Source organism: Piscinibacter sp. (assembly GCF_047600445.1).
Classification (GTDB): domain Bacteria; phylum Pseudomonadota; class Gammaproteobacteria; order Burkholderiales; family Burkholderiaceae_C; genus Piscinibacter.
The window spans coordinates 1,521,012-1,541,554 of the sequence record NZ_JASGKT010000002.1 but is presented as its reverse complement, the minus strand read 5'-3'; the positions used below and the strand labels follow the sequence as shown (position 1 = coordinate 1,541,554).

21 protein-coding genes and 2 tRNA genes are annotated in these 20,543 nt (G+C 70.9%); 12 read left to right on the top strand and 11 right to left on the bottom strand.

The features are described from left to right. Positions 1 to 23: 23 nt before the first annotated feature. Both rpiA and QM792_RS11440 read left to right on the top strand, forming a co-directional pair. Positions 24 to 683, top strand: coding sequence for a ribose-5-phosphate isomerase RpiA (rpiA, locus tag QM792_RS11445; RefSeq protein ID WP_415150072.1), 660 nt, complete (start codon positions 24 to 26; stop codon positions 681 to 683). A gap of 89 nt (positions 684 to 772) precedes the next feature. Next, complete coding sequence (locus QM792_RS11440) at positions 773 to 970, top strand: hypothetical protein (RefSeq protein WP_415150071.1); 198 nt, start codon at positions 773 to 775, stop codon at positions 968 to 970. Here the strand turns inward: QM792_RS11440 and mnmC are convergent. The 4 genes from mnmC to earP all read right to left on the bottom strand — a co-directional run bounded on the left by mnmC (position 933) and on the right by earP (position 5,526). Continuing rightward, positions 933 to 2,969: a bifunctional tRNA (5-methylaminomethyl-2-thiouridine)(34)-methyltransferase MnmD/FAD-dependent 5-carboxymethylaminomethyl-2-thiouridine(34) oxidoreductase MnmC gene (gene mnmC / locus QM792_RS11435; protein WP_415150069.1), complete on the bottom strand. Its 2,037-nt coding sequence runs from the start codon at positions 2,967 to 2,969 to the stop codon at positions 933 to 935. The two genes, QM792_RS11440 and mnmC, sit on opposite strands and share 38 nt — an antisense overlap. Beyond that, complete coding sequence (locus tag QM792_RS11430; protein WP_415150067.1) at positions 2,966 to 3,823, bottom strand: heme-dependent oxidative N-demethylase subunit alpha family protein; 858 nt, start codon at positions 3,821 to 3,823, stop codon at positions 2,966 to 2,968. Before QM792_RS11430 ends, mnmC begins: the two co-directional genes overlap by 4 nt. A gap of 67 nt (positions 3,824 to 3,890) precedes the next feature. Further along, the gene (gene efp, locus QM792_RS11425; RefSeq protein ID WP_415150065.1) at positions 3,891 to 4,445 is read right to left on the bottom strand and encodes an elongation factor P; all 555 of its coding nucleotides are present in this window, start codon (positions 4,443 to 4,445) and stop codon (positions 3,891 to 3,893) included. A 34-nt stretch (positions 4,446 to 4,479) separates the two neighbouring features. Beyond that, a complete protein-coding gene (gene earP, locus QM792_RS11420) occupies positions 4,480 to 5,526 on the bottom strand; it encodes an elongation factor P maturation arginine rhamnosyltransferase EarP (protein WP_415150063.1) in 1,047 nt (348 codons plus the stop codon). Between the two features lie 45 nt (positions 5,527 to 5,571). Here earP and uvrC point away from each other — a divergent pair, with 45 nt between their 5' ends. From uvrC to QM792_RS11380, 8 genes are all read left to right on the top strand, one after another. Beyond that, a complete protein-coding gene (uvrC, locus tag QM792_RS11415) occupies positions 5,572 to 7,491 on the top strand; it encodes an excinuclease ABC subunit UvrC (protein WP_415150061.1) in 1,920 nt (639 codons plus the stop codon). Then, the gene (locus QM792_RS11410) at positions 7,478 to 7,987 is read left to right on the top strand and encodes an energy transducer TonB family protein (protein WP_415150059.1); all 510 of its coding nucleotides are present in this window, start codon (positions 7,478 to 7,480) and stop codon (positions 7,985 to 7,987) included. Before uvrC ends, QM792_RS11410 begins: the two co-directional genes overlap by 14 nt. A 31-nt stretch (positions 7,988 to 8,018) precedes the next feature. Further along, a complete protein-coding gene (gene pgsA, locus QM792_RS11405; protein ID WP_415150057.1) occupies positions 8,019 to 8,585 on the top strand; it encodes a CDP-diacylglycerol--glycerol-3-phosphate 3-phosphatidyltransferase in 567 nt (188 codons plus the stop codon). Positions 8,586 to 8,623: 38 nt separating this feature from the next. Further along, positions 8,624 to 9,478, top strand: coding sequence for a DMT family transporter (locus tag QM792_RS11400; protein ID WP_415151615.1), 855 nt, complete (start codon positions 8,624 to 8,626; stop codon positions 9,476 to 9,478). A gap of 143 nt (positions 9,479 to 9,621) precedes the next feature. Continuing rightward, positions 9,622 to 9,894 (top strand): HU family DNA-binding protein, encoded by a 273-nt coding sequence (locus QM792_RS11395; protein WP_415150055.1) that lies wholly within the window; start codon positions 9,622 to 9,624, stop codon positions 9,892 to 9,894. A gap of 29 nt (positions 9,895 to 9,923) precedes the next feature. Next, positions 9,924 to 9,999: transfer RNA gene (locus QM792_RS11390), tRNA-Val, on the top strand. A 114-nt stretch (positions 10,000 to 10,113) separates the two neighbouring features. Then, positions 10,114 to 12,045 (top strand): SurA N-terminal domain-containing protein, encoded by a 1,932-nt coding sequence (locus tag QM792_RS11385; RefSeq protein WP_415150054.1) that lies wholly within the window; start codon positions 10,114 to 10,116, stop codon positions 12,043 to 12,045. Between the two features lie 41 nt (positions 12,046 to 12,086). Next, positions 12,087 to 12,162: transfer RNA gene (locus QM792_RS11380), tRNA-His, on the top strand. 67 nt (positions 12,163 to 12,229) lie between these two features. Here the strand turns inward: QM792_RS11380 and QM792_RS11375 are convergent. The 7 genes from QM792_RS11375 to QM792_RS11345 form a co-directional block, all read right to left on the bottom strand. Next, positions 12,230 to 12,589 (bottom strand): carboxymuconolactone decarboxylase family protein, encoded by a 360-nt coding sequence (locus tag QM792_RS11375; protein ID WP_415150052.1) that lies wholly within the window; start codon positions 12,587 to 12,589, stop codon positions 12,230 to 12,232. Between the two features lie 15 nt (positions 12,590 to 12,604). Next, on the bottom strand, positions 12,605 to 12,961 hold the full coding sequence (locus QM792_RS11370) for a DUF5368 domain-containing protein (RefSeq protein WP_415150050.1): 357 nt from the start codon (positions 12,959 to 12,961) through the stop codon (positions 12,605 to 12,607). 12 nt (positions 12,962 to 12,973) lie between these two features. Beyond that, complete coding sequence (locus QM792_RS11365; RefSeq protein ID WP_415150048.1) at positions 12,974 to 14,329, bottom strand: NAD(P)/FAD-dependent oxidoreductase; 1,356 nt, start codon at positions 14,327 to 14,329, stop codon at positions 12,974 to 12,976. A gap of 16 nt (positions 14,330 to 14,345) precedes the next feature. Then, positions 14,346 to 14,666 carry a metalloregulator ArsR/SmtB family transcription factor gene (locus QM792_RS11360; protein WP_415150046.1) on the bottom strand — a complete coding sequence of 107 codons (321 nt, stop codon included), beginning with the start codon at positions 14,664 to 14,666 and terminating at the stop codon, positions 14,346 to 14,348. A gap of 74 nt (positions 14,667 to 14,740) precedes the next feature. Further along, positions 14,741 to 16,999, bottom strand: a complete 2,259-nt coding sequence (locus tag QM792_RS11355) for a sensor histidine kinase (RefSeq protein WP_415150044.1) — start codon at positions 16,997 to 16,999, stop codon at positions 14,741 to 14,743. Between the two features lie 16 nt (positions 17,000 to 17,015). Next, positions 17,016 to 17,750, bottom strand: a complete 735-nt coding sequence (locus QM792_RS11350) for a LuxR C-terminal-related transcriptional regulator (protein ID WP_415150042.1) — start codon at positions 17,748 to 17,750, stop codon at positions 17,016 to 17,018. Between the two features lie 97 nt (positions 17,751 to 17,847). Next, positions 17,848 to 18,825 carry an NADPH:quinone oxidoreductase family protein gene (locus tag QM792_RS11345; protein WP_415150040.1) on the bottom strand — a complete coding sequence of 326 codons (978 nt, stop codon included), beginning with the start codon at positions 18,823 to 18,825 and terminating at the stop codon, positions 17,848 to 17,850. A gap of 108 nt (positions 18,826 to 18,933) precedes the next feature. Between QM792_RS11345 and surE the strand changes: the two genes are divergently transcribed. Together surE and QM792_RS11335 are read left to right on the top strand one after the other, a co-directional pair. After that, positions 18,934 to 19,707 carry a 5'/3'-nucleotidase SurE gene (surE, locus tag QM792_RS11340; RefSeq protein ID WP_415150039.1) on the top strand — a complete coding sequence of 258 codons (774 nt, stop codon included), beginning with the start codon at positions 18,934 to 18,936 and terminating at the stop codon, positions 19,705 to 19,707. After that, entirely contained in the window at positions 19,704 to 20,510 is an 807-nt protein-coding gene (locus tag QM792_RS11335) for a protein-L-isoaspartate(D-aspartate) O-methyltransferase (RefSeq protein WP_415150037.1), read from the top strand. Before surE ends, QM792_RS11335 begins: the two co-directional genes overlap by 4 nt. Positions 20,511 to 20,543: the final 33 nt, after the last annotated feature.

The following is a 20,543-nucleotide window of genomic DNA, read 5'->3' as shown; positions in this document are numbered from 1 at the left end:
CCTACGCGCCGAACGCCCACGCCATGACCCAGGACGAACTCAAGGCCCTCGTCGGCCAGGCCGCGCTGGCCTACGTGCAACCGGGCCAGGTGGTCGGCGTCGGCACCGGCTCGACGGTCAACTGCTTCATCGACGCGCTGGCGACCCTCAAGGATCGCATCGCCGGCGCGGTGTCCAGCAGCGAGAAGAGCACGCAGCGGCTGCGCGCCCACGGCATCGCGGTGCTGGACAGCAACGGCGTCGAGCGCATCCCGGTCTACATCGACGGCGCCGACGAGATCGACCGCGGCGGCCACATGATCAAGGGCGGCGGCGCGGCGCTGACGCGCGAGAAGATCGTCGCCGACCTGGCCGAGCGCTTCGTCTGCATCGCCGACGAATCCAAGCTGGTGGACACGCTAGGCCGCTTCCCGCTGCCGGTGGAAGTGATCCCGATGGCCAGCGCGCAGGTGGCGCGGCGCTTCGCGGCGCTGGGCGGCGACGCGGCGCTGCGCGAAGGCGTGGTGACCGACAACGGCGGCCTCATCCTCGACGTGCGCGGCCTGGCCATCACCGACCCGCTGGCGCTGGAGCGGGAAATCAACCAGTGGCCGGGCGTGGTGACGGTGGGCATCTTCGCACGGCACCGTGCCAGCGTCTGCCTGCTCGGCACGGCACAAGGCGTGAAGACTCTCGATTTCTGAGCGCTGTTCGCGGCGCAGCGCCGGCAAAAGCGCGTAACCTCGCGATATCGGGCGCCGCCAGGCGCCTCCCAGGAAAGGAAACAGCGCGCATGGCCAAACCCAACTATTCGTACGAGAAGCGACAGCGCGAGCTGGCGAAGAAAAACAAGAAGGAAGAGAAGGCGCGCGAGAAAGCCGCGCGCAAGGCCGGCGGCGGCACGGGCGCCGACGGCGAGGGCGAGGCGGCGCCCGAGGACGACGCCGACGAACTCACGGCGCCCCAGCCGGCGCAGCCCGGTTCGAACTGAGCCCCTTGCGGCGCGAGCGCGCCGCGAAGCGCGCCGGGTCGACGGCATCCATCAGGCTCGCCGCCACTGGCGCGGGCGCGCCGGTCACCCAGGCCGCCAGCAGCCGCGCGCCCAGCACCGACTGCACGATGCCGCGCGAGCCCAGCGCGGCGAACACGAACAAGCTCTCGCGGCGCGCCAGCAGGCGCGGCTGGTCGGCCGAGCCGACGCCGGACGCGCTGGCGTCGGGCACGGCGCCGATCAGCGGCAGCCGGTCCAGCGCCGTGCAGCGCCAGCCGACGCGGCCTTGCAGTTCGTGAACGAGGCTCGACTCCCGTTCGGGCTGAGCTCGTCGAAGCCCTGCCGCGCCACGCGGGCGCCCTTCGACAAGCTCAGGGCGAACGGATGATTCATTCCCGAGCAGGCGCGCGAGCTTGGCGAGGTTCTCCACGTGGTCGGTCTCACGCACCGCCGCATCGACATCGCCGCGCCGCGCGGTCGCGCCGAACACGGCGCGATCGCCCACGGGCGGCAGCACGTAGCCGGCGCCGGCCAGCGGCAGCTTCGGCAGAAGCATGCCGGCGGCCGGCGCGACAGCCACCTGGCCGCGCACCGCCTGCACCGGCCAGTCCGGCGCATCGAGCAGGCGCAGCGCGTCGCCGGCATTGGCGAGCACAACAGTGGGTGCGCGCGCGAGTTCGCGGCCGGCGGCGTCGAGCAGGCACCATTGCGCGCCGTCGCGGCGCAGCGCATCGACCTGCACGCCGCCATGCCATGCCACCGGCCTGGCGGCCGAACGCAGCAGCCAGGCCGCCAGGCCGCGCGGCGCGATCCAGCCGCCGCCGGGAAAGAACCACGCCGGGTCGCGCAGCGTGACGCCGGCGCGCGCCGAGGCCACGCCGGCCGGCAGCGCCTCGACGTAGGCCGGCGGCAGGCCGAGGCGCCGCAGGCGTTCCTGCATCGCCGCCACGTCGCGCAGTTGGTATTCCAGCCGCAGCAGGCCATCGACCGCGCCTGGCACGCCGGCAGCCACCGCGGCGCGCGCCACCGGCGCGAACGCGAGCGCGGCGGCGCGGTGCCAGCGCGCATGCGCGCCGTCGTCGGGTGTGACGATGCCGTGGAACAGCCCACCGGGATTGCCCGAGCCTTCCTGCGCCGGCTCGGCGTGGCGGTCGAACAGTTCGCATTGCCAGTCTTGCCCGGCCAGTGCCCAGGCGGCCGCGCAGCCGGCCAGGCCGGCGCCGACGATCAACGCCTTGCGCGCTACGCCGCGCCCGCGCGGCCGGCCCGGCGGCACGCGCCGCGCGGCGGCCGGCGGCGGCACGAAGCGCGCCAGCGTGATCTCGCGCTTGCCGCCGCGGCCGGGGGTCTTGTTCACCTCGAAACCGGCGCCGCGCAGCGCATCACGCACCGCTCGCGCCGACGACCAGGTGGCCGCCGTCGCGCCCGGCGCGGCCAGCCGCGCCAGCGACTTGAACAGCCGCGCGTCCCACATCGCCGGGTTGCGGTCGGGCGCGAAGCCGTCGAGGAAGAAGGCGTCGACGCTGGCCACCCATTCGGGCAGCCACTGCGCCGCGTCGCCGAAGGCGAGGTGCAGCGTGACGCGGCCGCCTTCGAATTCGAGGCGGTGCAGGTCGGGCGTGAGCAGCGGCCATTGCGCATGAAGTTGCGCCGCGAGTTCCTGCACGGCCGCGTCGCGCGGCCATGCCAAAAGATCGTCGGCGCGCGGCGGATGCAGTTCCACCGCAACGAAGTCGAGCCGCTCGCTGCGCTGCGGATCGTCGCGCCAGGCCTGCCACGCGGCGAGGAAGTTGTTGCCCAGGCCGAAGCCGGTCTCGGCGATGACGAAGCGCTCGCGGCCGCGCCAGCGCTCGGGCAGGCCGTTGCCGGCGAGAAAGACGTGGCGCGCCTGATCGAGCGCGCCGCCGCGCGGGTGGTAGACGTCGCCGAATGCGGCGGCGAAGGGCAGGCCCTCGGGCGAGGGCACGATGTCGGCGGCGACGATGGGCGCGGTTTTCATGCCATGCGCGAGGCCAGCCAGTCCAGCAGCCGCCCGCGCACGCTGCTCAGGCCGCGGTAGGCGAGCACCGCCTCGCTCATCGAGGCCAGCGCGGCGTGCACGGCGGCGGCCTGTCCGGGCGTGGCGATCGCCTCGGCCAGCGGCCGGCTCTCGACGTGGATCGTGAAGACCGCCTGGCGCGCCTCGGGCAGCGGGATGAAGGTCTGGCGCTCGGTGCGGAAGAAGGCCTCGGCCGCGTCGCGCCAATGCGGCGGACCCACGCGCGCCGGATGCATGTCCAGGCGCGGCTCGGGCACGATGGTCCAGACGAAACGCTCCCAGCGCTGCGTGCCGGTGACCAGGCGCGCCAGATGGTCGCCGGCGGCCAGCAGCAGCCGGTTGTCGGCCACCGGCGCGTGCACCTCGGCGAAGTGACGCCCGACCTTGTCCTGCGGCGACCACTGCGAGGGCAGGCACACCGCCAGCCAGGGGATGCGCGCGCTGGCGCCGTCGATGATCGCGAAGTCCTCGGCGAAGGAGAGGCTCAGCAGCGCGGGCAGCCGCCAGGCGTCGCTCAGGGCGGCCAGGCAGGCGGCGACGGCCGGCTCGGCGGGCAGCCGCGTCCGCGCCTCGTGCCAGGCCTGCGGGTGCTCGCGCGCCGCCTGCGCCATCAGCGCGGCCAGTGCCGGCGCCGCATCGAAACCGGGCTGCACCAGCAGCGCCTGGTCGGCGTGGTGTGTCAGCACCGCCAGCTTCTCGGCGAAGGCGCGATCGCCGGGGTGGATCGGCGTGAGCTGCGCCGCCTCGGGCGCCAGCGCGCGCAGCCCGGGCTGCATGCGGAAGGGCGCGCTGACGGAGGCGAAGTCGAAGGGCATGCCAGGAGTGGACTACAAAAAGAAAGGGCGCCCAAAGGGCGCCCGCCGTCCGTCCCGCCGATAGGCGTCAGACGCGCTTGCGGTATTCGTGCGTGCGGGTGTCGATCTCGATCTTGTCGCCGTTCTCGACGAACAGCGGCACCGAGATCTCGAAGCCGGTGCCGACCAGGCGCGCCGGCTTCATCACCTTGCCCGAGGTGTCGCCCTTGACGGCGGGCTCGGTCTCGATCTCGCGCACCACGCTGGTGGGCAGCTCGACCGAGATCGCCTTGCCGTCGTAGAACACCACCTCGACGGCCATGCCGTCTTCCAGGTAGCTGATCGCGTCGCCCATGTTCTCGGCCTCGACCTCGAACTGGTTGTAGTCGGCGTCCATGAACACGTACATCGGGTCGGCGAAGTAGGAGTAGGTGCACTCCTTCTTGTCGAGCACGATCTGGTCCATCTTGTCGTCGGCCTTGAAGACGACTTCCGTGCCCGAGCTGTTGAGCAGGTTCTTCAGCTTCATGCGCACGGTGGCGGCGTTGCGGCCCCCGCGGCTGTACTCGGTCTTGAGCACGACCATCGGATCCTTGCCTTGCATGATCACGTTGCCGGCGCGGATTTCCTGAGCGATCTTCATGGTGACTTGCCCGTCTGGCGAAAAGCCTGCGATTTTAGCGCTTTTCGGCCACGAAACCGAGGAGCTGGCTGGCGAGGTCGGGCCGGGCGGCCAGCGTGTTGCGCCAAGTCAGCGTCTGCGCACGCCAGGCCGGCATGGCGGGCCAGGCCGGCAGCGCGCCGGCGCCGTTCCAGGCGCGCCAGAACGCGCGGCACGGCGCCGCCCAATCCTCGGGCGCGCCGGCGAGGAAGCGGTCGAGAAAAGCTTCGCGCTTGGCGTGGTGCGCGCCGTCGGACTGCGGGTAGAACTGCCAGACGAAGGGCGAGCCGGCCCACATCGCGCGCACCGCCGAGTCTTCGCCGCGCACGAAGTTCAGGTCGCAGGCCCACAGCAGGCGGTCGAAGTCGGTCTGCGTCAGGTAGGGCAGTTCGACGGCGCGCAGCGCGCCGAGCGCGAGCGCATCGCCCAGCGCGGCGCGCACCTGCCGCGCCGCATGGCCGGCGGTGAGCAGCAGCAGCGTCGGCGCGGCGGCGAGTCGATCCAGCAGCGCCGGCAGCGCGGCGTTGTCGTAGCAGAACAGGCTGACGAGGCGTTCGCCGTCGCGGCGAGCGAGGCCGCGCGGGGCCAGCCACGCCGCCGCGTCGAAAGCCTCGCGCCGCGCGAGCAGGCCGGGCTCGCGCAGCAGTCCGCCGGTGCGCTCGCCGAAGCCGGGGTAGAAGAACCACTTGGTCAGGCCGTTGCGCTGCGGCGAGGGCAGGCGGTGGCTGCGCTCGACGTAGGCTTCCGCGCTCAGGTATTCGAGGTTGATCCACAGCGGCGCCGGCGCGCGCGCCGCCATGCGCTCGGCGAAGCGCGGCGGCAGCTCGCAGCCGAAGGCTTCGATCACCACCTCGCCCGGCGCGGCCTGCGCATCCGCCTCGTCCCAGGCGCGCGGTTCGACGCCGGCCGCGCCTTGCGGCGCCATCCAGGCCAGTGCTTGCGCATCGTCGACCCACAGCCGCACGCGCCGGCCGCGCGCCGCGAGATCGGCGGCCAGGCGCCAGCACACGCCGAGGTCGCCGTGGTTGTCGATCACGCGGCAGAACAGGTCGCAGTGCGGCATGCGGGCGATTATCCGGGCCGGTGTCCGAGCCGATAATCCGCCGCGATGAACACGCCCATCGAGCCGGACCGAGACGCCGCCTGGGCGCGCCTGCTCGACGAAGTGGCCGCGCTGCCGGGCCGCCCGGGCGTCTACCGCTACTTCGATGCGCAGGGCGGCGTGCTGTACGTGGGCAAGGCGCGCGACCTGAAGAAGCGCGTCTCGAGCTACTTCCACAAGAACCACGGCGGCACGCGCATCGGCCACATGGTCGGCAAGATCGCGCGCATCGAGACCACCGTGGTGCGCTCGGAGGCCGAGGCGCTGCTGCTCGAGAACAACCTGATCAAGGCGCTCGCGCCGCGCTACAACATCCTCTTCCGCGACGACAAGAGCTACCCCTACCTGAAGATCGTCGCCGGCACCTTCCCGCGCATCGCCTACTACCGCGGCGCGGTCGACCAGAAGCACCGCTACTTCGGCCCGTACCCCAGCGCCTGGGCGGTGAAGGAGTCGATCCAGTTGTTGCAGAAGGTGTTCCGGCTGCGCACCTGCGAGGACACCGTGTTCGCCAACCGCACGCGGCCCTGCCTGCTCTACCAGATCAAGCGCTGCTCGGCGCCGTGCGTGAGGATGATCGACGAGCGCGACTATGCACGCGACGTCGCCAACGCCGAGCGCTTCCTGCTCGGCGGTGAGCAAGAGACGCTCGACGCCCTGCAGGCGCAGATGATGGCGCACGCCGACGCGCTGCAATTCGAGAAGGCGGCCGAGCTGCGCGACCAGATCGGCGCGCTGTCGCGCGTGCTGCACCGCCAGGCGGTGGAAGACAACAGCGGTGTCAGCACCAAGGACGCCGACGTGCTGGCGGTGCGCGTCGAAGGCGGCAAGGCCTGCGTGAACCTCGCGATGGTGCGCGGCGGGCGGCATCTCGGCGACAGGCCGTACTTCCCGGCGCACGTGGAGGAGGGCACGCTGGCCGCCGACGATGACGAAGAGGGCGGCGGGGATGCGACGCGCACTTCGCCCGAGGTGCAGGTGCTCGAAGCCTTCATCGCCCAGCACTACCTCGACGCGCCGGTGCCGCCGCTGCTGCTCACCAGCCACCCGGTCGACAAGTCGCTGATCGAGGCGCTGTCGGCGCAGGCAGGCGTGCGCGTGACGGCCCAGCACCAGCCGCGCGAGGCGCGCCGCGCCTGGCTCGACATGTGCATCCAGGGCGCGCAGCTCAAGCTGGCGCAGTTGCTGGCCGAGGAGGGCTCGCAGAAGGCGCGCACACGCGCGCTGGTCGACGCGCTCGACCTCGCGGCCGACGATCTCGACACCTTTCGCATCGAGTGTTTCGACATCAGCCACACGGCCGGCGAGGCGACGCAGGCATCGTGCGTGGTGTTCGAAAACCACCGCATGCAGAACGCGCAGTACCGCCGCTACAACATCGAAGGCATCACCGGCGGCGACGACTACGCCGCGATGCGCCAGGTGCTGACGCGCCGCTACGCCAAGCTGGCCGAAGCGGCGAGCAGCGGCGCGGCGCGCCTGCCCGACCTGGTGCTGGTCGACGGCGGCCGAGGCCAGGTGGCGATGGCGCGCGAGGTGTTCGAGGAGCTCGGCATCGACCTCGGCCTGATCGTCGGCGTCGAGAAGGGCGAAGGCCGCAAGGTCGGGCTGGAGGAACTGGTGTTCGCCGACGGCCGGCCCAAGGTGTACCTCGGGCGCGACTCGGCGGCGCTGATGCTGGTGGCGCAGATCCGCGACGAGGCGCACCGCTTCGCGATCACCGGCATGCGCGCGCGGCGCGCCAGCGTGCGCACCGGCGGCAGTCGGCTGGAGGAGATCCCCGGCGTCGGGCCACGCAAGCGTGCAAGATTGCTGCAACGCTTCGGCGGCGTGCGCGGCGTCGGGCAGGCCAGCGTTGACGACCTCGCCAGCGTGGACGGAATATCGAAGGAACTCGCAGAGGAGATCTATCGTGCCTTGCACTGACACTCTTACCCGCACCCGCGCCGGCCTCGCGCTGGCAACCCTGGCCGGCTTCGCCTGGCTGGCCGGCTGCAGCACCGAGCCGCCGCCGGCACCGACGCCGCGCACCCCGGTGGCGCGCGCGCCGGCCACGCCGCCGGCGCCGGCCAACAAGCGCGTCTCCGCCGCCACCAACGAGCGCGCCTACCGCCAGGACGCCGCGCGCGCGATCTACGCCGCGTACCCGGACAGCATCTACAAGGGCAAGCTGCCGCCGCTGCTGTACGCCATCGCCGTCGTCGAGACCGAGCTGGACGCCAACGGCAACGTGCGCGACGTGCGCATGCTGCGCGCGCCCAGCCACGCGCCCGAGGTCACGGCGCGCGTGCGCGAGATGATCCGCAAGGCCTCGCCGCTGCCCGCGCCGGCGCGCATCGGCCGGATGAAGTACATCGACACCTGGCTGATGGACAAGAGCGGCCAGTTCCAGCTCGACACGCTGACCGAAGGCCAGCTCTAGGGTCGGGTTCGAACTTCGGCACAATGCGCCGATGTTCTTCAACCTGCCGACCCTGCTGACCTGGGCTCGCATCGTCGCGATCCCGCTGATCGTCGGGCTGTTCTACCTGAACCTCGAGCCCGGTTTCCAGAACCTGCTGGCGACCGTGCTGTTCGTCGTCGTCGCGCTGACCGACTGGCTCGACGGCTACCTGGCGCGCCGGCTGAACATGACCTCGTCGTTCGGCGCCTTCCTCGACCCGGTGGCCGACAAGTTCCTCGTCTGCGCCGCGCTGCTGGTGCTGGTGCACCTGAACCGGCTGCATGCGCTGGTGGCGCTGGTGATCATCGGCCGCGAGATCGCGATCTCGGCGCTGCGCGAGTGGATGGCGCAGATCGGCGCGTCGCGCAGCGTGGCGGTGCACATGGTCGGCAAGGTCAAGACCGCGGTGCAGATGGTGGCGATCCCGTTCCTGCTCTACGACGGCCACGTGCTCGGCGTGATCGACACGCACCTGTGGGGCACGGTGCTGATCGTCGTGGCCGCGGTGCTCACCATCTGGTCGATGATCTACTACCTGCAGAAGGCGCTGCCGGAGATCCGCGCCAAGGCGCGCTGAGCGTGGCGCAGGGCAGTGCGGGCCCGCTGCTGCGGGCGATGCCGTGGGTCTTCGTGCTGATCTGGAGCACCGGCTTCGTGGTCGCGCGCCTGGCGATGCCGCACGCGCCGCCGCTGACCTTCCTGTCCGTGCGCTACGCGCTGTCGGTGCTGTGCTTCGCGGCGTGGATGGCGCTGGCGCGCGTGTCGTGGCCGCCGCGCGCGCAGTGGCCGCACCTGGCCGTCAGCGGCGCGCTGATGCACGCGGGCTACCTCGGTGGCGTGTGGTCGGCGGTCAAGCTCGGCATGGGCGCGGGCACCGTCGCGCTGCTGGTCGGGCTGCAACCGGTGCTCACCGCCATCTGGATCAGCGCGACGGCCAGCGCCGAGCATCGTGTGCTGCCGCGCCAGTGGCTGGGCCTCGCGCTCGGCCTGGCCGGGCTCACGCTGGTGGTGTGGCGCAAGCTCGGCGTCGGCGAGGTCGGCGGCGCGAGCCTCGCGCTGTCGATCTTCGCGATGCTGTCCATCACCATCGGCACGCTGTACCAGAAGCGCCATGTGCGTGTCGCCGACGTGCGCGCCGCCAGCGCGGTGCAGCTCGGCGCGGCGCTGCTCGTCAGCGTTCCGTTCGCGCTGCTCGAGGCCGAGCCGATGCGCTGGCACCCCGAGCTGATCGCCGCGCTCGCCTGGTCGGTGCTCGGATTGACGCTGGGCGGCAGCTCGCTGCTGTACCTGCTGATCCAGCGGGGTGCGGCGACGCAGGTGACGAGCCTGCTCTACCTCGTGCCGCCGTGCACCGCCGCGATGGCCTGGGCGCTGTTCGGCGAGGCCTTCACGCCGCTGATGATGCTCGGCATGGCGCTCACCGCGGCCGGCGTCGCGCTGGTGGTTCGCGACGAGCGCGGCGCGAGGTGAATCCACATAGAATCGCGCTCCGCGCTTGACAGCCCCAGGGGCGCGGCATGTAATGCTCCGCGCCGGATCGCCTCGGGCAGACAGTGCCCGGAGACACCCACCGAATACCACCGTTCGAGAAACTTTTGAGAGGGGGATATCCCGTGAACAAGTCTGAATTGATCGAACACATCGCCCGACAGGCGGACATCTCCAAGGCTGCTGCCACGCGCGCCCTGGAAGCCGTGATCGGCGGTGTGAAGCAGACGCTGAAGAAGAACGGCAGCGTCTCGCTGGTCGGCTTCGGAACCTTCAGCGTCAGCAAGCGCGCGGCGCGCAGCGGCCGCAACCCCCGCACCGGCGCCACGATCAAGATCAAGGCCGCCAAGGTGCCGAAGTTCCGCCCCGGCAAGGCCCTGAAGGACGCCGTCAACTGATCGCTGCGCTGACAGCCTGCGCAGCGCGCGGGTGCTTAGCTCAGCCGGTAGAGCGGCGCCCTTACAAGGCGTAGGTCGGGGGTTCGAACCCCTCAGCACCCACCACGGCCCCGCCAGGGGCCTGCGCTAGAATCCAGGCCAACACCAGAACACGAAGGCGAACCGCGGTTCGCCTTTGTCGCGTCTGGACTTCCCTCGGCTCGACAGAGGCTTTCTCCGATGTTCGACTTCGTCCGCAAGCACACCCGGCTTCTGCAGTTCATCCTGGTGCTGCTGATCTTCCCGTCGTTCGTGTTCTTCGGCATCCAGGGCTACAGCCGCTTCAGCGGCGGCGAGAACGAGCCGGTGGCCAAGGTCGCCGGCCACGAGATCACGCTGGCCGAGTGGAACGCCGCGCAGCGCGAGCAGATCGACCGCGTGCGGCGCCAGATGCCCAACGTCGACGCGAAGCTGTTCGACACGCCGGAGATGAAGAAGCAGGTGCTCGACGCGATGATCCGCGAGCGCGTGCTGCTGGCCGCGGCCGACAAGGCGCACCTCGTCACCACCAACGAGCGGCTGCAACGCGAGCTGCTCGCCATTCCGCAGCTCGCCGCGCTGAAGAAGCCCGACGGCAGCTTCGACGTCGAGGCCTACAAGGCGCTGCTGGGCGCGCAAGGCATGTCGCCGGAGATGTTCGAGGCGCGCATGCGCCAGGACATCACGCTGCGCCAGGTGCTCGACGGCGTGGGCAACACCGCCTTCGGCACGGCCGGCAGCGCCGACGCCGCCTTCGACGCGCTGTTGCAGCAGCGCGAGATCCAGGTGCAGCACTTCGACGCCAAGAGCTACCTCGCCCGCGTCAACCCGAGCGACGACGATCTGCAGGCCTACTACAAGGCGCCCGAGAACGCCGCGCAGTTCCAGGCGCCCGAGCAGGCCTCGATCGAGTACGTGGTGCTCGACCTGGCCTCGATCAAGAAGGACATCAGCGTGCCCGAGGAAGAGCTGCGCAAGTACTACGAACAGAACGAGAAGCGCTTCTCCACGCCCGAGGAGCGCCGCGCCAGCCACATCCTCGTCAAGGCCGAGAAGGGCGCGCCCGCCGCCGAGCGCGACAAGGCCAGGGCCAAGGCCGAGCACCTGCTCGCCGAGGTGCGCAAGGCGCCGGGCAGCTTCGCCGACGTCGCGCGCAAGAACAGCGACGACCCCGGCTCGGCGCAGCGCGGCGGCGACCTCGACTTCTTCGGCCGCGGCGCGATGGTCAAGCCCTTCGAGGACGCCGCCTTCGGCTTGAAGCCGGGCGAGATCAGCGGCGTGGTCGAGAGCGATTTCGGCTACCACGTCATCCAGGTCACCGGCGTGCGCGGCGGCGGCAAGAAGAGCTTCGAGCAGGTGCGCGCCGAGATCGAGGACGAGGCCAAGCAGCAGCAGGCGCAGAGCCGCTTCGCGGCCGCCGCGGTCGACTTCACCAACATGGTCTACGAGCAGGCCGACAGCCTCAAGCCGGCGGCCGAGAAGTTCAAGCTCGAAGTGCGCAGCGCCGCCGACGTGAAGCGCACGCCGGCCAGCGGCGCCACCGGCGCGCTGGCCAGCGCCAAGTTCCTCGAGGCGATCTTCAGCGCCGACTCGGTGAAGAACAAGCGCAACATCGAGGCGGTGGAGATCGGCGCGAACCAGATCGCCTCGGGCCGCATCGTGCAGTACAGCCCGGCGCACCAGCTCGCCTTCGACGAGGTGAAGACGCTGGTGCGCGAGAAGGTCGCGGCGCAGCAGGCGCAGGCGCTGGCGCGCAAGGACGGCGAGGCGCGCCTGGCCGAACTGCAGAAGACGCCCGACGCGGCCATGCCCGGCAGCCCGGTGACGGTGTCGCGCGCCGCGCCCAAGGACGTGGCGCGCGACGTGCTCGACGCCGCGCTGCGCGCGCCGGCCGGCAAGCTGCCGGCCGTCGTCGGGGTAGAGCAGGGCACGCAGGGCTACGCGGTGGTGCGCATCGGCAAGCTCGCCGGCCGCGACCCGGCCGCCGGCGACGCCAAGCAGATGCAGGCGCAGTACGGACAGGCCTGGGGCGAGGCCGAGGCGCAGGCCTACTACGCCGCGCTCAAGCAGCGCTTCCGCGCCGAGACGCTGGCCGCCGCGGCCAAGAACGCCAGCACGCCAGCCGCCAACTGAGCATCGCCACGCCCCGCTTGGCTATAATGGCGGGCTCTGCGGTGGCTGTAGCTCAGTTGGTAGAGTCCAGGATTGTGATTCCTGTCGTCGTGGGTTCGAGTCCCATCAGCCACCCCACCTTCTACGCCCGGCATCAGCCGGGCGTTTTCGTTTCTCGGGGAAGAATTCGGGATGAATCAGGGGCTCAGGACGATTCCCTGGCGGCCGCGAACTCGTTGAACGCCGCCACGGCATTGGCCGCGTACATGGCCGAAGGCCCGCCGCCCATGTAGACGGCGACGCCCAGGGTTTCGTGCACTTCGGCGGCCGTCGCGCCCAGGCGAGCCAGGGCCTTGGCGTGGAAGCCGATGCAGCCGTCGCAGCGCGTGGCCACGCCGATGGCCAGCGCGATCAGTTCCTTGGTCTTCGCGTCCAGCGCGCCGTCGGCGATGGCGGCCTTGCCCATCTCGGCAAAGCCCTTCATCACCTGCGGAACGCCGCTTCGCAGCGTGGCCAGGTTGGCGCTGATCTGCTGGGTCAGGTCGGTGTAGCTGTGGGTCGTCATGAAGCTCCCTCCGGTTCAATGAGCACGTGCCGTGCGGGCCGTCCACCAGCCGGCGATGGTATAGACCAGTATGGTCGAACCGGCCAGGCCGGCGCCGAACACCAGGGCGATCAGGAACCAGTCGGCCGGGCCGCCGGCATCGGTGAAGCCCGAGGAAGACACCTTGGCCATCAGCACCAGAGCCAGCGCGCCGCCGACGACGCCCAGCGCCTCCGAACGCACCAGGCGTCGCGACATCAGGCCCTTCTCGCGCGCGAGCAGCGCGACAAAAGCGGCCAGGCCCAGCACGACGACGGCCAGCAGCATCCACAGCAGCGGGCCGAGCATCTCCTGGAAGACGGCCAGCAGGATGACGGGGTCGAGTTCTTTCATGGCGATGTCTCCTCAGGCGCGGCCGCGCAGCATGCTGATGTAGGTGGGCTTGAGCGCCATGGTCTTCATGACCCAACTGATCCACAGTTCCTCCAGCGGCGCGATCACGCCGGGGAACGAGGGCGCCAGGTTGTTCTGGTAGTCGAATTCCACCAGCATGGCGCGGCCCAGGCGCGTGATCAGCGGGCACGAGGTGTAGCCGGTGTAGAGCGCGCCGGAGGTCTTGCCGGCGATCTCGGCCACGAGGTGTTCGACCGCCACGGGCACCTGCCACTTCACGCTCGCGGCGGTCTTGCCCTTGGGCACGCCGGCGATGTCGCCGACGCCGAAGACGTTGCGGTAGCGCACGTGGCGCAGCGTTGCCTTGTCGACCTCCATCCAGCCTTCGGCGGCCCAGGGGCCGCTCTGCCAGGGCAGGGGGCTGTTGCGGATGGCCTCGGGCGCGCGCATCGGCGGAATGACGTGGATGAAGTCGTAGTTCTGTTCCTCGGTTCCCGCCGGCGTGGCGAAGGTGGCGATGCGCCTGCCCGGATCGATGGCCTTGAGCACGCGCTCGTAGTTCACCTGGATGCCGCGCTCCTGGAACAGCATGCGCACCTTCTCCGAGACGATGGGCACGCTGAACAGCGCCTTGTTGTTCGAGTTGTAGACCACCTCCGCCTTGCCGCGTTGGCCGCGCCGGCTCAGGTAGTCCTCGGCGATGAAGGTGTACTTCAGTGGCGCGCCCGCGCACTTCATCTCGGTGCCGGGCCGCAGGAAGACGCCCCGTCCGCCCTGGTCCGCGAACGCCGACATGGCCTGCCACGTGGCCTCGGCCTTGGCCGGGCTGTGGTAGATGCTGCCGATGCCGTTCGTGCCGATCAGCGTCTCGTCCATGCCTTCGATCAGGCCGTACTCCAGCTTCATGCCGGTGGCGACGACGAGAAAGTCGTAGGCGTGGGCCTGGCCGCTCTCCGTGACGACCTTCCTGCCCTCGGGATCGAATTCGACCACCCGCTCGGGCACGAGGTCGACGCCCGCGGGCACGTAGTCGGCGGTGCTGGAGACCACGTAACCCGCCGGCTTGATGCCCGAGGCCACCAGCGTGAAGCCGGGCTGGTAGAAGTGCTCCCTGCGCGCGTCGATCAGCGTGATCTTCGCGCCGTCCAGCGCTTCCGACAGGCGCGACGCCGCCGCCAGGCCCGCGGCGCCGGCGCCGGCGATGACGATGCGGGCCGTGGTCTTGAGCTTGTTCGCCGCGCCGGCGACGCCGGGCGTGAGCGCGAAGCCGGCGGCACCGGCGGCGCCGAGCGCCAGCAGGGCCCGGCGCCGGTCGAGCGGCCGAGCCGTCGGCTCGTCTCGTTCGATGCGATCGTGGTCGTGTTTCATGGTCTCCTGCCCGTTGTCACTGCGCAGCGCAGTAGATGTCCCAGAGCGTGCGCATGACGCGCACCACCTTCTCGTCGGCCAGCCGGTAATAGACGTACTTGCCTTCCTTCTCGGTGTCGACCAGCCCCTCCTGGCGCAGCACGGCGAGCTGCTGCGACAAGGTGGGCTGGCGGATGCCGGTGAGGGCTTCCAGCTCACCCACGTTGAGGCGGGCGGATGCGATCTGGCACAGCAGCATCAGGCGGTCTTCGTTGGCAAGCGCCTTGAGCAGGGCGCTCGCCTCGCCGGCGTGCTCGCGCAGTTGCTCGGGGGGCTTGGTTCTGGCTGTCGAACGCATTGGGAAATAATAGATTATGAAAATATGAATCGTTGCGCGGATCGACCCGCGACGACGACAAACTCTGATTCAGGTCAAGCGTTCGCCGAGAGATCCCGGATCGTCACCCGGCAGCCGATGCCGCGCGGTTGCAGCTCGCGCCATTCGACCTCGCCGCCGAGCTGCTTGACGCGCTTGCGCACGCCGCCCAGGCCCAGGCCGTGCGCCCAGGCGCGCGGGTTGCGGCCTTCGCCGTTGTCGAGGATCTGCAGCTCGAGCCTGTCCTTGCGCAGCACCAGCGACACCTCGACGCGCGTCGCCTTCGCGTGCGCGATCGCGTTGCTGACCAGCTCGCGCAGCACGCGCGTCAGCGCCGACCACTGCACCACCGACAGCATCACCTCCTTGTCGGCGTCGAAGACCCAGTCGAGCTGCACGTGCGCGGCGGTCAGGCGCTGCGACAGGTCGGCCTTCCACTCGGCCGCGGCGTGCGACAGGCTGTGGTTGGCCGCCGCCAGGCCGCGCGTCAGCGTCTTCAGGTCCTGCAGCGTGTGGCGCACGTACTCTTCCATCTCGCGCGACTGGGCCTTGTACATCAGCGTCAGCAGCCGCGCGCCGATGTCGTCGTGCAGGTCCTGCGCGATGCGCGCGCGCTCCTCGCTGCGGCCCTGTTCGACGGCCTTGTCGAAAGCGACCGCGCGGCGAAGCTGCTCGACCACGCGCGCCGTCAGCCGCGCGTCCTCGAAGGTGAACAGGCGCCGCCCTCGGTGCGCGAAGCGCAGCACGATCGCGCCGCGCGGCGGCGCGCTCTCGCCGCCCAGCGCGGGCACCGGCAGCACCAGCGTCGAGCCGTCGCTGGACACGCGCGTCGCGCCGACGCGCCGCTCGCTGAGCAGCACCTCCATCGGCTCGAACAGGTCGCGCAGCAGCTCCGACAGCAGCATGCCGGTGCGCTCGGGGCGCGCCTCGACCTCGCGCGCGATGCGGTAGAGCTGCTCGAACATGCGCTCGGTGGTCAGCACCTTGCTGCCCAGCAACTGGTTCAGCACCCACTGGCGCGCGCCGGAGTAGGCCGCCAGCGAGATGAACAGCGCCAGCGTCAGCGACGCGAACGGGCCGAGCGAGAACACCGCGATGAACAGCAGGTCGAGCGAGGTCGTCACCGTGCTCACCGCGGCCAGCATCGAGAACTCGCGCATCACCTGCTGCGAGCGCGACAGGAAGGGGATCAGCACGATCAGCGAGGCGAAGAACACGTACCACAGCGTCGAGCCGATCGAGGCGATGTTGTGGTGCACGCCCGGGTAGGTGATGGCCGCGGCGATCGAGGCGGTCAGCAGCACCCAGGTGGCCACCGTCACGATGCCGATGCGGCGCAGCACGGTGGCCAGCGGGTGCGGCTCGATCTGGTACGACCAGCTCATCAGGCCCACCATCGCCAGGCCGTAGGCCACCACGGCGATCTGCACCCACCACCAGCCGAGCGGCACCCGACCGGTCGAGACCCCGGCCGTCAGCGCGGCGGCGAACAGCCAGGCCGCGGCGGCGATGGCCGTCGCGCCCGGCAGGCGGCGCGGATGCACCGCGGCGGCGTGCACGATGGCCGCGGCGCTGAACAGGTCGAAGCCGACGCGCAGCGGCAGGTCGAGGCGCGCCACCAGCAGGGGCAGCGCGAGATCGGCGGTCGACTCGATCGCGATGAACAGCAGGTTGCCGGCCTGGCACAGCGTGATCAGCGCGTACAGCAGGTTGCGGCCGTTCGGCTTGGCCAGCAGCACGATCATGCCGACCAGGTACACCGCCAGCGCCAGCGCGCCGAGCAGCCAGTACACCACCGGCAGGCCGCCGAAACCGCGCGGCGCGGTCTGCACGTAGGCGCTGCGCCCGCCGGCGAAGACGAACTGCACCGCCGGCTGCGTCAGCAGCCCGTCGAGCGCGGCGTGCAGCCGGTGGTGGCGCGCGCGCGCGTCGTCGTCGACCACCCAGCGCGCCGAGGTGCGCAGCGTCAGCGCGTCGTCGAGCGCCACGCTGCGGCCTTCGGCCTGCACCGCCACCAGCACCTGGCCGACCAGCGGCTCGAGGTCGGGGTCGCTGCTGCGCACGAGCTGGACACGGTTCTCGGCGCTGGCGCGCCAGCTCGCGTCGACGCGCGGCTGCATGGCCAGTTCGCGCGCCAGCAGGAACAGCCCGAGGCAGCCGATCAGCGCGAACACCGCCAGCGCGCGCAGCCGCCAGCCCATCCAGCGCGACAGACGGTCGCCGCGCAGCGACAGGCGTTCGCCGAAACTCGACTCGATGGCGCTGTCGGCCGGCGTCAGCGTGGACAGCGGCGCCGGCTCGGAACGGTGCGACACGGCCGCGGCGCCGGCGTCAGACCAGCCCTTGTTTGCTCGCCAGCACGGCGGCCTCGGCGCGGCTGGAGACGTTGAGCTTCTTGTAGATGGACTTGATGTGGTCGTTGACGGTGAACCACTTGATGCCCATCAGGTTCGCGATCTCCTTGATCGTGAAGCCCTTGCTCAGGTAGGTGAGCACCTCGCTCTCGCGCGGCGTCAGGCGCTCGTGGTCGAGCGGCGCGCCGCGGCCCAGCGGCATCGGCCGGCTGCTCTGGAAGCCGGAGTTCGGCGCCAGCGGCGGGTTCTCCGAGCCGCCCAGGCCGCCACCCTGGCGGAAGTGCGTCAGCAGCCGGCGCGCGATCGCCGGCGACAGCGGCGGCTGGCCGCGCACGATCTTCTGCAGTTCCTCGACCAGCACCTCGAAGCGATCTTCCTTCAGCAAGTAGCCGTCGGCGCCGCATTGCAGCGCGGGAAAGAGGTGGTCGTCGTCGGAGTACAGCGTGGTGACGATCTTGGTGGCCGGGTACTTGACCAGTTCGGCCAGCAGCTCCATGCCGTTGCCGTCGGGCAGTTCGAGGTCGACGAGGATCAGCTTGAACGGATCGACCGGCTCGCGCACGGCGGACAGCGGGCCGATGTGGCGGCGCGCGGTTTCGAGGTCACCGGCCTCGGTGATGGCGATGGCATCGCTGAAGCTCTCGCGCACGACGCGGCACAGGAAGCTGCGTGCCACCGGGTTGTCTTCGAGGATCAGGACTTTGACTGACATGCTCCACCGATCTCGACCCTGCGGGGCCTTGTCGTCGTTTGCCTGGCATGTTAGCGCACCGGGTGCGAACGCCGCACCCGCTTGCGGGGGAGGCGCGTCAGTCGTTGAGCAGCACCAGCTTGCCGCGCACCTTGCGCGTGCCCATGCGTGCGAAGGCCTCGGGCAGCGCGCGCATCGGCAGGCGGCTGTCGATCACCGGCTTGACCTTGCCCTGCGCATACCACTGCGCCAGCTCGCCGAGCATGCGCGCGTTGGCCTGCGGCTCGCGGCGCGCAAAATCGCCCCAGAACACGCCGACCAGCGAGGCGCCCTTGAGCAGCGCCAGGTTCAGCGGCAGGCTGGGGATGCCGCCCTGGGCGAAGCCGACCACCAGGTAGCGCCCGCGCCAGGCGATCGAGCGAAACACCGGCTCGGCGAGGTCGCCGCCCACCGGGTCGTAGACCACGTCCGGGCCCTTGCCGGCGGTCAGGCGCTTGAGTTCGTCGCGCAGGTTCGCGCTGCTGTAGTTGATCGTCTCGTCGGCGCCGATCTCGCGGCACAGCGCGCACTTCTCGTCGCTGGACGCGGCGGCGATGACACGCGCGCCAGCCGCCTTGCCGATCTGGACCGCCGCGGTGCCGACGCCGCCGGCCGCGCCCAGCACCAGCAGCGTCTCGCCGGCCTTCAGCGCGCCGCGGTCGAGCAGGCCGTGGTGGGTGGTGGCGTAGGTCAGCACGAAGGCCGCCGCGTCGTCGAAGGCGAAGCCGCGCGGCAGCGGCATCACGAGCTCGGCCTTCAGGCAGGCATGGGTGGCGAAGCCGCCGGTGCCGGAAAAGGCCGCGACGGCGTCGCCCACCTTCACGTGAGAAACGCCACTGCCCACCGCGTCGACCACGCCGGCGAACTCCGAGCCGGGCACGAAGGGCGGCGTCGGCTTCATCTGGTACTTGTTCTGCACCACCAGCAGGTCGGGAAAGTTCAGGCTCGCCGCCTTGATGGCGACGCGCACCTCGCCGGCGCCGGGCTCGGGCGTCGGCAATTCCTTCCAGGCCACGGCATCGACGCCGGTGGGGTTCTCGCACAGCCAGGCATGCATGGGATCGTCTCCGCGGTTCGCTACGGGTGTCGCCGCATGATAAGCATCAAGCGCCCGGCGCCGCGTCGCCGGCGCGACGTGCCGCGGCGCCTCCCTACAATGCCGCGCATGCGCATCCTCATCGCCAACGACGACGGTTACCTCGCTCCCGGCATCGCCGCGCTGATCCAGGCCTGTGCCGGGCTGGGCGAGATCGACGTGGTCGCGCCAGAGCAGAACGCCAGCGGCACGTCCAACTCGCTGACGCTGAACCGGCCGCTGTCGGTCTATCCGGCGCGCCACGCCCACGGCGATGCGATCCAGTCGTTCCGCTACGTCAGCGGCACGCCGTCGGACTGCGTGCACGTGGCGCTCACCGGGCTGTTGCCGCAGCGGCCCGACCTGGTCGTCTCGGGCATCAACAACGGCGCCAACATGGGCGACGACACGCTGTATTCGGGCACGGTCGCGGCGGCGATGGAAGGCTTCCTGTTCGGCATTCCGGCCATCGCCTTCTCGCAGGTCGAGAAGGGCTGGGCGCACCTCGACGCCGCGGCGCGCGTGGCGCGCAGCGTCATCGAGCAGGTGCTGCGCCGGCCGCCGGGCGGCGCCGCCTGGCTGCTCAACGTCAACATCCCGAACCGCGCCGATGCCGATGCGCTGCCGCGCCGCGTCACGCGGCTGGGCCGCCGCCACGCCAGCGAGCCGGTGATCCGCCAGACCAGCCCGCGCGGCGAGACGATCTACTGGATCGGCCCGGCCGGCGATGCGCGCGAAGGTGGCGAGGGCACCGACTTCCACGCGGTGAGCGCCGGCGCGGTGTCGGTCACGCCGCTGCAGGTGGACCTCACCGACCATGCCGAGCTGCCCGCCTGGCGTGCCTGGCTGGGCGCAGCGGCATGAGTTCAGCGGGCAAGCCGCCGCGTTTTCCGCTGCGGCTGGACCAGGTCGGGGCGCCGACCGGGCGGGAACTGCTGCGCCCGCAGACGCCGCTGCAGCAGGCGCACGCGGACGCCGCGCGGCACGCGGCGCCCTCGGGCCTGGGGCTCGATTCGGCCGACGTGCGCCGCCGCATGGTGCAGCGCCTGCAGGCGCAGGGCCTGCAGCATGCGGCGGTGGCCGCCGCGCTGGCCGAGGTGCCGCGCCACGCCTTCGTCGACGCCGCGCTGGCCACGCAGGCCTACGAGGACACCAGCCTGCCGATCGGCCTGGGCCAGACCATCTCCAAGCCCTCGGTGGTGGCTCGCATGATCGAGCTGCTGATGCAAGGCGCCAACGCGCGCGCGGCCGGCTCGCTGCTGCGCACGCTGGAGATCGGCACCGGCTGCGGCTACCAGGCCGCGCTGCTGGCACGGCTGGCGCGCCAGGTGATCTCCATCGAGCGGCTCAAGCCGCTGCACGACAAGGCAGGCGCCAATCTGGCGCCGCTGCGGCCGGGCAATCTGCGTCTGGTGTATGGTGACGGCATGCGGGGACACCCGCCCAACGCCCCTTACGACAGCATCATCGCGGCGGCGGGCGGGCAGGCGCTGCCGCCGGCCTGGCTGGAGCAGATGGCGATCGGCGGGCGGCTGGTGGCGCCCTTGCAGACGCCGCACACACAGCAGCAGACGCTGGTGGTGGTCGACCGCCACGAGGGAGGCTACGAGCACAGCATTCACGAATCCGTGAAGTTCGTGCCCCTAAAATCCGGCCTCGGTGCTTGATCCATGATTGAACGACAACTCAAACCCGCGTCG